Source organism: Pseudomonas sp. MF6747, from assembly GCF_963890955.1.
Classification (GTDB): domain Bacteria; phylum Pseudomonadota; class Gammaproteobacteria; order Pseudomonadales; family Pseudomonadaceae; genus Aquipseudomonas.
In genome coordinates this window covers 272,774-285,999 of the sequence record NZ_CAWPSZ010000012.1, presented here as the reverse complement: position 1 = coordinate 285,999, position 13,226 = coordinate 272,774, and the positions used below count along the sequence as shown (strand labels likewise).

Annotated in this window: 10 protein-coding genes, 3 tRNA genes and 1 riboswitch; of the genes, 11 read left to right on the top strand and 2 right to left on the bottom strand. The window is 59.7% G+C overall.

Going from position 1 to position 13,226, the window contains the following annotated elements; translation table 11 throughout:
* Nucleotides 1-137: 137 nt before the first annotated feature.
* The 3 genes from astB to astE are packed head-to-tail and all read left to right on the top strand — an operon-like array spanning nucleotide 138 to nucleotide 2,827.
* On the top strand, nucleotides 138-1,484 hold the full coding sequence (astB, locus tag AACW30_RS14050; protein ID WP_200622884.1) for an N-succinylarginine dihydrolase: 1,347 nt from the start codon (nucleotides 138-140) through the stop codon (nucleotides 1,482-1,484).
* A 36-nt stretch (nucleotides 1,485-1,520) separates the two neighbouring features.
* Entirely contained in the window at nucleotides 1,521-1,811 is a 291-nt protein-coding gene (locus tag AACW30_RS14045; protein WP_003214319.1) for a hypothetical protein, read from the top strand.
* An 11-nt stretch (nucleotides 1,812-1,822) separates the two neighbouring features.
* A complete protein-coding gene (gene astE / locus AACW30_RS14040) occupies nucleotides 1,823-2,827 on the top strand; it encodes a succinylglutamate desuccinylase (RefSeq protein WP_106576120.1) in 1,005 nt (334 codons plus the stop codon).
* A 5-nt stretch (nucleotides 2,828-2,832) separates the two neighbouring features.
* Here the strand turns inward: astE and AACW30_RS14035 are convergent, their stop codons facing one another.
* Nucleotides 2,833-4,347, bottom strand: coding sequence for a M91 family zinc metallopeptidase (locus tag AACW30_RS14035; RefSeq protein WP_200622883.1), 1,515 nt, complete (start codon nucleotides 4,345-4,347; stop codon nucleotides 2,833-2,835).
* A gap of 147 nt (nucleotides 4,348-4,494) precedes the next feature.
* A complete protein-coding gene (locus AACW30_RS14030; RefSeq protein ID WP_119741967.1) occupies nucleotides 4,495-5,001 on the bottom strand; it encodes a 6,7-dimethyl-8-ribityllumazine synthase in 507 nt (168 codons plus the stop codon).
* Nucleotides 5,002-5,114: 113 nt separating this feature from the next.
* Nucleotides 5,115-5,284: riboswitch (FMN riboswitch) on the bottom strand.
* A gap of 192 nt (nucleotides 5,285-5,476) precedes the next feature.
* Between AACW30_RS14030 and ltaE the strand changes: the two genes are divergently transcribed.
* The 8 genes from ltaE (at nucleotide 5,477) to mgtE (ending at nucleotide 13,218) form a co-directional block, all read left to right on the top strand.
* Nucleotides 5,477-6,481, top strand: a complete 1,005-nt coding sequence (gene ltaE / locus AACW30_RS14025; protein ID WP_200622882.1) for a low-specificity L-threonine aldolase — start codon at nucleotides 5,477-5,479, stop codon at nucleotides 6,479-6,481.
* A 146-nt stretch (nucleotides 6,482-6,627) separates the two neighbouring features.
* A complete protein-coding gene (gene alaS / locus AACW30_RS14020; RefSeq protein WP_106576124.1) occupies nucleotides 6,628-9,246 on the top strand; it encodes an alanine--tRNA ligase in 2,619 nt (872 codons plus the stop codon).
* A 97-nt stretch (nucleotides 9,247-9,343) separates the two neighbouring features.
* Nucleotides 9,344-10,585, top strand: coding sequence for an aspartate kinase (locus tag AACW30_RS14015; RefSeq protein ID WP_056861669.1), 1,242 nt, complete (start codon nucleotides 9,344-9,346; stop codon nucleotides 10,583-10,585).
* Between the two features lie 175 nt (nucleotides 10,586-10,760).
* A complete protein-coding gene (gene csrA, locus AACW30_RS14010) occupies nucleotides 10,761-10,949 on the top strand; it encodes a carbon storage regulator CsrA (RefSeq protein ID WP_003175645.1) in 189 nt (62 codons plus the stop codon).
* A 62-nt stretch (nucleotides 10,950-11,011) separates the two neighbouring features.
* Nucleotides 11,012-11,102, top strand: a tRNA-Ser gene (locus AACW30_RS14005).
* A gap of 108 nt (nucleotides 11,103-11,210) precedes the next feature.
* Nucleotides 11,211-11,287, top strand: a tRNA-Arg gene (locus AACW30_RS14000).
* Between the two features lie 72 nt (nucleotides 11,288-11,359).
* A tRNA-Arg gene (locus AACW30_RS13995) sits at nucleotides 11,360-11,436 on the top strand.
* A 339-nt stretch (nucleotides 11,437-11,775) separates the two neighbouring features.
* A complete protein-coding gene (mgtE, locus tag AACW30_RS13990; RefSeq protein ID WP_053257609.1) occupies nucleotides 11,776-13,218 on the top strand; it encodes a magnesium transporter in 1,443 nt (480 codons plus the stop codon).
* Nucleotides 13,219-13,226 lie beyond the last annotated feature (8 nt).

The following is a 13,226-nucleotide window of genomic DNA, read 5'->3' as shown; positions in this document are numbered from 1 at the left end:
TCCTTTAGTCAAACCGCGCCGCTGCCATCGCAGGCAAGCCAGCTCCCACAGTTGATCGGGTTTACAGATAGAGAGTAGCGGTGGTGTGAAGACTGCTATTGATGCCTATAAAAACAGATGTTCGTGGAGCCTCGCCGATGAAATCCTGTGAAGTCAATTTTGACGGTCTCGTGGGGCCGACCCATAACTACGGCGGTTTGTCCTACGGCAACGTCGCGTCCCAGAGCAACAGCCAGCAGTCTTCGAACCCGAAGGAAGCGGCGTTGCAGGGGCTGCAGAAAATGAAAGCCCTGATGGACATGGGCTTTGTGCAAGGTGTGCTGGCGCCGCAGGAACGTCCTGACGTGGCCGCGTTGCGCAACCTTGGTTTCAGCGGCACCGACGCGCAGGTGATTCAGCAGGCGGCCAAGCAGGCCATGCCGCTGCTGGTTGCCAGCTGCTCGGCCTCCAGCATGTGGGTAGCCAACGCCGCCACTGTCAGCCCGAGTGCCGACACGGCGGACGGCCGCGTGCATTTCACTGCCGCCAACCTCAACTGCAAATACCATCGCAGCATCGAACACCCGACCACCAGCCGCGTGCTGGGTGCGATGTTCGCCGACCAAAAGCACTTCGCCCACCACGCCGCGTTGTCGGCGGTGGCGCAGTTCGGCGACGAAGGCGCGGCCAACCACACGCGTTTCTGCCGTGATTATGGCGAGGCCGGCGTCGAGTTCTTCGTGTTTGGCCGCAGCGCGTTCGACACCCGTTACCCCGCGCCGCAGAAGTACCCGGCGCGCCAGACCCTTGAAGCCTCACAAGCCGTCGCGCGCCTGCATGGCCTGAAGGATGACGGCGTGGTCTACGCCCAGCAGAACCCGTCTGTGATCGATGCCGGCGTGTTCCACAACGACGTGATCGCGGTGGGCAACGGCGAGGTGCTGTTCTACCACGAGGACGCGTTTCTCAATACCGAGCAGATGCTCGCCGAGCTGCAAGGCAAGTTGGGCAAACTGGGCGGCAACTTCCAGTCAGTGTGCGTGCCGCGCGCCCAGGTCAGCGTCGAGGACGCCGTACGGTCCTACTTGTTCAACAGCCAGTTGCTGACCCGCGCCGACGGTTCGATGCTGCTGATCGTGCCGGAAGAGTGCCGCGCCAACGAGCGCGTCTGGCAGTACCTGCAAGGCCTGACGGCCTCCGGCGGGCTGATCCGTGAAGTGAAGGTGTTTGACCTCAAGCAAAGCATGCAGAACGGCGGTGGCCCGGCGTGCCTGCGCTTGCGCGTGGCGTTGAATGAAACTGAGCTGGCGGCGGTGAACCCAGGGGTTATCATGACCGCGCCGTTGTACGACACGCTGACCCAGTGGGTCGACAAGCACTACCGCGACAGCCTGCGTGAAACCGACCTGGCTGATCCGCAATTGCTGCTTGAGTGCCGGACGGCACTGGATGAACTGACGCAAATCCTTAAACTGGGCTCGGTTTATCCTTTCCAGATCAACTAGCGTCACTTTTTTACACCCTATGGCTGAGAACTTTTTATGACCACCGACACCCTGAAACTGATTCTTGAAGACACCGACGGCACCCAGCTGGAAACCTCCTGCACCCGCGTCGCCGTGGTCTGGCAGGGCAAGGAAATCTGGATCCAGCACGACGGCCGTGGCCAGTTGCTGATTGGTGTGGACGTGGAAGAAGGCGACGCTGAGTACGCCAACCTGCTGATGCGTCCACTGGCCACCAACCTGATGAGCCTGCAACTGGAAATGGAACCGGCCGACGTTGAAGGTGATGACGACGATCACGTTCACGGCCCTGGCTGCAACCACTAAGGAAGCTGCTTATGCTCGCCCTCGGCAAATTGCTTGAACTGACCCTCGCCGGTCGCGAACCGGCGCAAAAAATTCAACTGACTGTCGACGGCGTGCAGATGCGCTGGCTCAGCGAGGGCGCGCTCGAAGTGCGCCCGCCGCAAGCGCTGGACAACGGCAGCGACCTGCTGCTGTCGTCCGGCATCCATGGCAACGAAACCGCGCCGATCGAATTGCTCGACCGCCTGTTGCATGGCATTGCCCGTGGGGAAATCAAACCCCGCACCCGCATTCTGTTCCTGTTCGGTAACCCCGAGGCCATGCGCCGCGGCGAGCGTTACCTCGAGCTGGACGTCAACCGGCTGTTCAATGGCCGCCACGAACAAAACATTGGCCCTGAGGCCATGCGCGCCGCTGAGCTTGAGCAGTTGGCCCGCACGTTCTTCAGCCTGCCTGAGCGCTCGCGCCTGCATTACGACCTGCACACGGCCATTCGCGGTTCGAAGATCGAGCAATTCGCGCTGTACCCGTGGAAAGAAGGTCGCCAGCATTCACGTCACGAACTGGCGCGCCTGTGTGCTGCTGGCATGCAAGCGGTGCTGTTGCAGAACAAGACGTCGATCACCTTCACCGCGTTCACCTATGAGCAACTGAACGCCGAGGCTTTCACTTTGGAACTGGGCAAGGCGCGGCCGTTCGGCCAGAACCAGGGCGTGGATGTTTCCCGCCTGGAGACGCGCCTGACGCAGATCATCGAAGGCAGCGAGCCGGCCACTGACAGCCTGGACGGCCTGCAACTGTTTGCGGTATCGCGTGAAGTGATCAAGCACAGTGATGCGTTCCTGCTGCACTTGCCGGCGGACGTGGAAAACTTCTCGCCGTTGGCCAAGGGCTACCTGCTGGCCGAAGACGTTGCCAAGACCCGCTGGGTAATCGAGGAGGAGGGCGCACGCATTATCTTCCCGAACCCGAAAGTTAAGAATGGTTTGCGGGCCGGGATTCTGATTGTGCCCACCACCGACGCGGCGCTGGTCTAGTTCCCTCAAGGCTTCGCCAGGTACGCGTCGCGAGTCGGCAACCCGAATTCCTTGCGCAGCGCATTTTCCGTAAAGGCCTCGGGGTTGGTCCGCGTGGGCGGGGTGTCGGGGTTCAGATCGAAGTCAAAAGGCGCCAGATCAATGGGCAGGCCCACGGCTTGCCGCTCCACGTTTTTGATCGCAACGCTTTTGCCTCCGTGAGTTTCATCGGTGGTGCCGGGCGCCACGGTACCGGTGACGGCGTTATAGGCGTGACACAGCTCGTGATAGAGCCCGATGATCGGCAACGAGCCCGGTGGGCTGAAAAAGGGGTTGTACTCGATCAGCCCGCCGTAGGCCGGCGTGCCGGGCTGGCCGTCGCGGATCATCAGCGTGTCGGCGTCGGTGGAGGGCGTGAACCTGGCATTGTTTTCGTCACCCGGTTCAATGCTGACGGGTTGCCCACTGCGTTGTGCCGCCATATCCAGTGCGTGGAGCAGTTTTTGCCCATTGGGCGATACGCGCAGCACGCTGAGATCGGATTCGACGCGCGCAACAAACTGCCTGTTTCCCCCAATCGACAGACCCGTTTTACCGGCCTCGTCGGACGCCATGAGCGATGGGTGGACTGTGTCGAGGTCGGTGGGGAACAGCACCGCCATCACCTGTTCGAGCGACGGGGTTGGCAGGCTGGCGAGTTTTTCAAGCAACCACGCATAGCGTTCGTCGTTGGTCATGGCGACCAGGGTGTCGCCGGGCAGGCCATAAACCCGGTCTGTCGTCTTGAGTTTGCTGACATGGTCATGGCCGTTACCCGGATAGATGACGTTAGTGCCGCTGCCGGCCTTGATGGTGTCATTGCCGTCGCCGCCGCTGATTAGGTGATGGCCGCTGCCACCGACAATCACGTCGTCGCCCGGGCCGCCATCGATAAAGTTGAGCCCGGCGCCGCCGTGAATGCTGTCGGCGCCGTCACCCGCGTAGATACGGGCGGTGCCGGCGCCGATGACTTGCGTGCTGTCATTACCGGGGCCGCTGTCGACGGTGCAGTGCTCGGCGCTGATCCGTAGCGTGTCATCGCCCTCGCCGGACAGGATCGTCGAGTGACGGCCGCCGACGCGCAGGTAGTCGTCGCCAGCGCCTGCATCAATGCTGACGGGGTTCTGGAGGCTGTCATCGACATGGATGCAGTCGGCGCCATGGCCGGTGACTAGCTCGATGATTTGCGTCGGCGAAGATGGCGTTATCTGATAGAGCGCCGTGCCGACGTACAGGTGCAGGTGATCGCCCGCCGCGCTGAGCCAGAGTTCGCGTTGATCGGCGGTGAATGCAAACCTCAAGGTATCTCTGCGCGGCGCTTTATCCTGGCGGGTCTGCTGCCTGAGTCGTTCGACCCGAACGGCCGTGTCCCGATAGACCTGCGCACGCGCTGGGGCACCGCCCAGGTTGGCGGTTTTTTCTGCGTCGGTGGGCGTCAGGTTTCCCCCGTGCACGGTGTGAATGGCGCTGGGGGTGTCGGGTACAAAAAGAGGGCGGTGCATGGCGTGATGGCTCTCGGTCAGGTGAGAAGGCGGGCGGTTGCCCGGCGTGTGGCTCACTAGACCGCAGATACGTCATGGCGCGGTGGTAGATGCTTGAACGAAAAACGCCCCGCTCACCAGGGTGGGCGGGGCGTTTTCGGGGGCGACTTACACCGCCAGTTTCTGCTCGCTGCGACGGATTGCACGCACTTTGTGCAAGGTGTCGGCGCAGGTGCGCGCGGCTTCCTGGCCCTTGTGGACGAAGTGCTCGTAGAAGAAGGTGTGGTGTTCGCTGCCCGCGTGGAAGTGATGCGGCGTCAGGGACACCGAGAACACCGGCACTTCGGTTTCCAGCTGCACTTGCATCAGGCCACTGACCACCGATTGGGCGACGAATTCGTGACGGTAGATGCCGCCGTCCACCACCAGTGCGGCTGCGACGATGCCGGCATAGCGGCCGGTCTTGGCCAGCAGCTTGGCGTGCAGGGGCAGTTCAAAGGCGCCGCCGACTTCGAAGAAATCGATGTCCGATTCCTGATAGCCCTGGGCGATCATTTCGGCGAGGAAGCCTTTACGCGATTGGTCGACAATATCCTTGTGCCAGCAGGCCTGGATAAACGCGACGCGCTCGCCGTGATGGTTCTTGAGTTTGCTGTCGATTGCGGTGGGTTGCATGTTCTGACTCCTGTTTAAGAAAAAAACAGGGCGTTATGAATCGAATGGGATTTAAGGGTACGAACCACTGGCTCATGCAAGCATGAACCCAGCGCGCGGCCCTTAGGTGCCAATCCCGTTCTCTCTTCATCCGGACTATGACCGTCGGCCCCGGGATCACACCGGGTCTGCTGACCTTGTCGCCGTCCTGCGTGAGCAGTTCGAGGCGCCAAGCGCTCGCGGGCTATGCACATTGCGTGCAATTACCGCCGGTGGGGAATTACACCCCGCCCTGAGAACGTTGCCACCAGAACCCTGGCGGCGGAGAGTTTTTAACATGGTTTTTCAAAAACTGCACGAGCGCCGTATTGATAACCTATATCGGTTTGTTTGGTTGGTATTCGATTGAAGCCAATTGGGGCTTGATATTCCGTGGCTTTGCCCGCAGTAATCACCCACAAGAGCACATCACATTACCCCGTTAGAGGCCTGTTTCATGTCTGTGATCGACCTGCGTAGCGACACCGTGACCCAACCCAGCCCCGGCATGCTCGACGCGATGGCCAGCGCCGTCAGTGGTGATGACGTCTACGGCGAAGACCCCAGCGTCAATCTGCTGGAGGCCGAGATGGCCAAGCGTCTGGGGTTCGAAGCTGCGCTGTTCGTGCCCACCGGCACCATGAGCAACCTGCTGGCGTTGATGGCTCACTGTGAGCGTGGCGAGGAATACATCGTCGGCCAACAGGCCCACACCTACAAATACGAAGGCGGTGGCGCGGCGGTACTCGGTTCGATCCAGCCGCAGCCGCTGGAGGTGCAGGCGGACGGCTCGCTGGACCTGGAGCATGTGCTGGCGGCGATCAAACCGGATGACTTCCACTTTGCCCGCACCCGCCTGCTGGCGCTGGAAAACACCATGCAAGGCAAGGTACTGGCGCTGGACTACCTGGCGAAAGCGCGGGCGTTTACCCGTGAGCATGGGCTGTCGTTGCACCTGGATGGCGCGCGGATCTACAACGCCGCGGTCAAGCTTGGGGTGGACGCGCGGGAAATTGCTCAGCACTTCGACTCGGTTTCGGTGTGCCTGTCCAAGGGCCTTGGTGCACCGATTGGCTCGGTGTTGTGCGGCTCGCGCGCGTTGATCGCGAAGGCGCGTCGTCTGCGCAAAATGGTCGGCGGCGGTATGCGCCAGGCCGGCTCGCTGGCGGCGGCCGGGCTGTATGCCCTGGATCATCAGGTGCAGCGCCTGGCCGATGACCACGCCAACGCCCAGTGGCTGGGCGATGAACTGCGCAAGATCGGTTATGCGGTGGAGCCGGTGCAGACCAACATGGTCTACGTACAGATCGGTGACCGCGCCGACGCGTTGAAAGCCTTTTCTGCCGAGCGCGGCATCAAGTTGAGCGCTGCGCCGCGTCTGCGCATGGTCACTCACCTGGATGTCAGCCGGGCACAGATCGAGCAAGTCGTGCAGACATTTGCCGAGTTTTCACGCAAATGACGGTGCAGACCGTCTAATTGACTGTTTCTATCACATAAACACGCTGTACCACCGGCAAAGGGCCGATATAATGCGGCCCTTTGCCGTCGCTCCGTCTGATGATGTTGCGCACTGGCCTTTGGCCGCAGACTCCGTGGAAGAACCTAATGAAAAGCGCAGAAATCCGTGAAGCCTTCCTTCGCTTCTTCGAAGAGCAAGGCCACACCCGTGTAGCCTCCAGCTCCTTGATCCCAGGCAATGACCCCACCCTGCTGTTCACTAACGCGGGGATGAACCAGTTCAAGGACTGCTTCCTGGGCCAGGAAAAGCGCGCCTACACCCGCGCGACCAGCAGCCAGAAGTGCGTGCGCGCCGGCGGCAAGAACAGCGACCTGGAAAACGTCGGTTACACCGCCCGTCACCACACTTTTTTCGAGATGCTGGGTAACTTCAGCTTCGGCGACTATTTCAAGAAAGATGCGATTACCTTCGCCTGGACCTTCCTGACCGGCGTGTTGAAGCTGCCCAAGGAAAAACTCTGGGTCACCGTCTACGCCACGGACGACGAAGCGTATGACATCTGGACCAAAGAAGTCGGCGTGCCGGTCGAGCGCATGATTCGCATCGGCGACAACAAGGGCGCGCCTTACGCCTCCGATAACTTCTGGACCATGGGCGATACCGGTCCATGCGGCCCGTGCACCGAGATTTTCTACGATCACGGCGCCGACATCTGGGGCGGCCCACCGGGCTCGCCGGAAGAAGACGGTGACCGTTACATCGAGATCTGGAACAACGTGTTCATGCAGTTCAACCGCACCGCCGATGGCGTGTTGCATCCGTTGCCAGCCCCGTCGGTCGACACCGGCATGGGCCTGGAGCGGATCAGTGCGGTGATGCAGCACGTTCACTCCAACTATGAAATCGACCTGTTCACCAACCTGCTGAGCGCTTCGGCCGCCGCCATCGGCTGCGCCAACGAAGGTCAGTCTTCGCTCAAGGTGGTGTCTGACCACATCCGCTCCTGCAGCTTCCTGATCGCCGACGGCGTACTGCCATCGAACGAAGGCCGCGGCTACGTGCTGCGCCGGATCATCCGTCGCGCCTGCCGTCACGGTAACAAGTTGGGTGCCAGCGGCAGCTTCTTCTACAAGATCGTTGCCGCACTGGTGGCCGAGATGGGCGATGCCTTCCCGGAACTCAAGCAGCAGCAGTCCAACATCGAGCGCGTGCTCAAGGCTGAAGAAGAGCAGTTCTCCAAGACCCTGGAACACGGCTTGAAGATTCTGGAGCAGGACCTGGCCGAGCTCAAAGGCACCGTGGTGCCGGGCGACGTGGTGTTCAAGCTGTACGACACCTACGGTTTCCCTATGGACCTGACTGCCGACATCGCCCGCGAGCGCGAGCTGACCGTCGATGAAGCGGGTTTTGAGCGTGAGATGGAAGCCCAGCGCGTGCGCGCTCGCTCTGCCAGCTCCTTTGGTCTGGACTACAACACGCTGGTCAAGGTTGATGTGCCTACCGAGTTCATCGGCTACAAGGCGACCGTTGGCGCGGCGAAGATCGTGGCCATCTATAAAGACGGCAAATCGGTCGACGTGCTCAATGAAGGCGAAGAGGCTGTTGTGGTCCTGGACCAGACGCCGTTCTACGCCGAATCCGGTGGCCAGGTGGGCGATTGCGGCTACCTGAGCTCGACGTCCGGTCGTTTTGAGGTGCGCGACACCACCAAGACCGGCGGCGCATTCCTGCACCACGGCGTGTTGGTGTTGGGCAACTTGACCGTCGGCGCGCCGGTAGACACTCAGGTGGATGCCGACGTGCGGCATGCAACTGCTTTGAACCACTCCGCCACTCACTTGCTGCACGCCGCCTTGCGCCAGGTGCTGGGTGAGCACGTGCAGCAGAAGGGTTCGTTGGTTGATAGCCAGCGCCTGCGTTTCGACTTCAGCCACTTTGAAGCGATCAAGCCTGAGCAGATCAAGGCGCTGGAAGACATCGTCAACGCCGAAATTCGAAAGAATACTCCGGTGGAAACCGAAGAAACCGACATCGAAACCGCCAAAAACAAAGGCGCCATGGCGCTGTTTGGCGAGAAGTACGGCGACGAAGTACGCGTACTGAGCATGGGCGGCAGCTTCTCGGTGGAGCTGTGTGGCGGTATCCACGCCAACCGTACCGGCGACATCGGTCTGCTGAAAATCATCAGCGAGGGCGGTGTGGCCTCGGGTGTACGGCGTATTGAAGCGGTCACCGGTGCTGCGGCACTGGCCTACCTCAATGCGGCCGAAGAACAACTCAAGGAAGCGGCCAGCCTGGTCAAGGGCAGCCGCGACAACCTGATCGACAAGCTCTCTGGGGTACTGGAGCGCAACCGCCAGCTGGAAAAACAGCTGGAGCAGTTGCAGGCCAAGGCTGCCAGCGCAGCGGGTGATGATCTGTCGGCCTCTGCCCTGGACGTCAAGGGCGTGAAGGTCCTGGCCGTGCGCCTGGATGGTCAGGACGGCAAGGCGCTGTTGGCCTTGGTCGATCAGTTGAAGAACAAGCTCGGCCGCGCAGTGATCCTGCTCGGCAGTGTCCATGAGGATAAGGTCGTTCTGGTTGCCGGTGTAACCAAAGACCTGACTGGCCAACTCAAGGCTGGTGATTTGATGAAGCAAGCCGCTGCGGCAGTGGGCGGGAAGGGCGGCGGTCGTCCGGACATGGCGCAAGGCGGTGGTGTAGACGCCGGTGCCCTGGACGCGGCCCTGGCCCTGACTGTGCCGTTTGTCGAGGCCGGTATTTAAGGCGCTGTTAATGAGCCCATGGTCTAGTCATGGGCTTGTTCAGTTGCTGGAAGATTTGTTTATTGGGCGCCCCTTTACGGGCTGAGGCGGCTTAGAAATGGCTTTGATCGTACAGAAATTCGGAGGCACCTCGGTCGGTTCTGTCGAAAGAATCGAGCAGGTCGCCGACAAGGTTAAGAAATTCCGCGACGCCGGCGACGACCTGGTGGTGGTGCTGTCGGCCATGAGCGGCGAGACCAATCGCCTGATCGATCTGGCCAAGGCGATCAGCGGTGATCAACAGCCGCTGCCGCGTGAGCTGGATGTGATCGTGTCCACCGGTGAACAGGTCACTATTGCCCTGTTGGCCATGGCGCTGAACAAGCGTGGTGTACCGGCGGTGTCCTACACTGGCAGCCAGGTGCGCATCCTGACCGACAGTGCACATACCAAGGCGCGCATCCTGCAGATTGATGATCAGAAAATCCGCACAGATCTGAAAGCCGGGCGCGTGGTAGTTGTAGCCGGTTTCCAGGGTGTGGACGAGCAGGGCAATATCACGACCCTGGGGCGTGGCGGTTCAGACACCACCGGCGTGGCGCTGGCAGCGGCCCTCAAGGCTGACGAATGCCAGATCTATACCGATGTGGACGGCGTCTACACCACCGACCCGCGTGTGGTGTCCGTGGCCCAGCGTCTGGACAAGATCACCTTTGAAGAGATGCTGGAAATGGCCAGTCTCGGTTCCAAGGTGCTGCAGATCCGCGCGGTGGAGTTCGCCGGCAAGTACAACGTTCCGCTGCGCGTATTGCACAGCTTCAAAGAGGGTCCGGGCACCCTCATTACTATTGATGAAGAGGAATCCATGGAACAGCCGATCATTTCCGGCATCGCTTTCAACCGCGATGAAGCCAAGCTGACGATCCGTGGCGTGCCGGATACTCCGGGCGTGGCCTTCAAGATCCTCGGTCCTATCAGTGGCGCGAACATTGAAGTCGACATGATCGTGCAAAACGTTTCGCACGATAACACCACCGATTTCACCTTCACCGTGCACCGTAACGAGTACGATGCGGCGGAGCGGATCCTGCAGAACACGGCGAGCGAGATTGGCGCCCGTGAAGTAGTCGGCGATACCAAGATTGCCAAAGTGTCGATTGTGGGCGTGGGCATGCGTTCTCATGCCGGCGTTGCCAGCCGCATGTTTGAGGCGCTGGCCAAGGAAAGCATCAACATCCAGATGATCTCCACCTCGGAAATCAAAGTCTCGGTGGTGATCGAAGAGAAGTACCTGGAACTGGCTGTACGCGCGCTGCATACCGCTTTTGAGCTGGACGCTCCGGCCCGACAGGGCGAGTGATGCGATGCCAGGAAGGCGCGGTTTACCGCGCCTTTCATTTTTTTGTGGGGCGCATGGTCTTTTGCGTGTGCTCGACAATACTTAGGCCGTTAGGGCTGCGGCTTTCACGTCGTAGGTCGAACGCCTTTTTTTTGCAGACTGTTGTTCCTGAACTGAAATGCGTGAGGAGAAAGGTATGCTGATTCTGACTCGTCGGTGCGCAGAAAGCCTGATTATCGGTGATGGCGAAATCACCGTGACCGTGCTCGGCGTCAAAGGCAATCAAGTACGTATCGGGGTTAACGCTCCGAAAGAGGTAGCGGTCCACCGCGAGGAAATTTACCTGCGGATCAAGAAAGAGAAGGACGAAGAACCAAGCCTTTAATTTTTATCGTTTTTTATGTTTGCAAACGGGGATGAACGTGGTTAATATACGCCCCGTGTTGCGGAGAGCTGGCCGAGTGGCCGAAGGCGCTCCCCTGCTAAGGGAGTACACCTCAAAAGGGTGTCGGGGGTTCGAATCCCCCGTTCTCCGCCATTATTTGCTTAGTACGTTGCAATCTGGTTTTTTCGGTAAGTTGTTGAAATTACTCGAAAAAATAGCTTTACATAGAGATTGAACGGCCTATAATGCGCGGCAACAAATGCACTCGTAGCTCAGCTGGATAGAGTACTCGGCTACGAACCGAGCGGTCACAGGTTCGAATCCTGTCGAGTGCACCATTTAAGAGTCAGTTGCAGTAATGCAGGTGACTCGGCTTCAACCAGTTGTGATCTGGTCTAAAAACACAATTTGCACTCGTAGCTCAGCTGGATAGAGTACTCGGCTACGAACCGAGCGGTCACAGGTTCGAATCCTGTCGAGTGCACCATACAAACAAAAAGCCCGCCTAGTGCGGGCTTTTTGCCGTCTGGGGTTTGTGTGGGATTTTATCTTTTTCTCCTGCGCCATGTGTTTTCCTTATTCGCCGTGTCGTCGCAGTTCATAGATGCAGCCAATGCTCAGCTTTGGCTCGCAAGCGCTTGTTCTTTCCAGTTTTTTAACGTTTAAACCGGACGCACGGTGTATCATTGCGCCCGTCAGCCCCGCCGGGGCTTGTGGAATACCTCCATGGACTTACCCAGTAGTTACTTAGTACCCCGTTTTACCAATCATGAATTGACTGATTGATCCTTCCGGCGTGCCCCGCTGCTGGGAGTGGAGTTCGCCTATGACCGAAGTAGAAGTAAAGAAAACACAAGACAGCCTGCAGGATCGTCTGGCTCAAGTTATTGAGCTGCTGCAGCGCCAGCGCGTGGTCGAAGACCTCACGCACCGCCAGGAAGGTCCGCATCACGACCGCGTCGAAAACCTGGTGCACCGGCAGAACCTCGTCGAGCTGCAACGCAAGCTCGATGACCTGCACTCCGCCGACGTTGCCTATATCCTCGAAGCCTTGCCGCTGGATGATCGACTGACCCTCTGGCAGTTGGTCAAGGCCGACCGCGACGGCGATATTCTCCTCGAAGTATCCGACTCGGTCCGTGAAACCCTGATCGCCGACATGGACGATCATGAGCTCCTGGCTGCAGCCAAGGAGATGGACGCCGACGAACTGGCCGACCTCGCTCCTGAGCTGCCCCGTGATGTTGTCCATGAGCTGATGGAAGCGCTCGACAGCCAGCAGCGTGAGCGAGTGCGCTCCGCGCTGTCCTACGACGAGGACCAGGTCGGCGCGTTGATGGACTTCGAGATGGTCACCATCCGCGAAGACGTCAGCCTGGAAGTAGTGCTGCGTTATCTGCGTCGCCTGAAAGAGTTGCCCGGTCACACCGACAAATTGTTTGTGGTTGACTACGAAGGCATCCTCAAGGGCGTGCTGCCAATCAAGCGTCTGCTGGTAAATGATCCGGACAAGAAAGTTGCGGATTTGATGGCCAGCGACACCGTGAGCTTTCACCCGGATGAGGATGCCTACGAGGCGGCGCAGGCGTTTGAGCGTTACGACTTGATCTCGGCGCCGGTGGTCGACAAGAACGGCAAGCTGATTGGCCGTTTGACCATCGACGAAATGGTCGACCTGATTCGTGAAGAGAGTGAAACCGAAGTCCTCAACATGGCCGGTTTGCGTGAAGAGGAAGACATTTTTGCGTCGGTCTGGCGCTCTCTGCATAACCGTTGGGCCTGGCTGGCGATCAACCTGATCACAGCCTTCATCGCCTCGCGCGTGATCGGGCTGTTTGAAGGTTCGATCGAGAAGCTGGTGGCCTTGGCGGCGCTGATGCCGATTGTGGCGGGTATCGGCGGCAACTCCGGTAACCAGACGATCACGATGATTGTGCGTGCGATGGCATTGGACCAAGTCAGTACGGCCAATTCCTCGCGACTGTTGCGCAAAGAGTTGGCCGTGGGCCTGATCAATGGCCTGGTGTGGGGTGGCGTGATCGGCGTGGTGGCTTACTTGCTGTATGGCAGTTGGTCGCTTGGCGTTGTGATGACCGCCGCGATGACCCTCAACCTGCTACTGGCGGCGTTGATGGGGGTGTTGATCCCCATGACCCTGGCGCGCCTTGGGCGTGATCCGGCGATGGGTGCCAGTGTGATGATCACTGCCATGACCGACAGCGGCGGCTTCTTCATCTTCCTGGGCCTGGCGACGATCTTTCTGCTCTGATCCCCCTC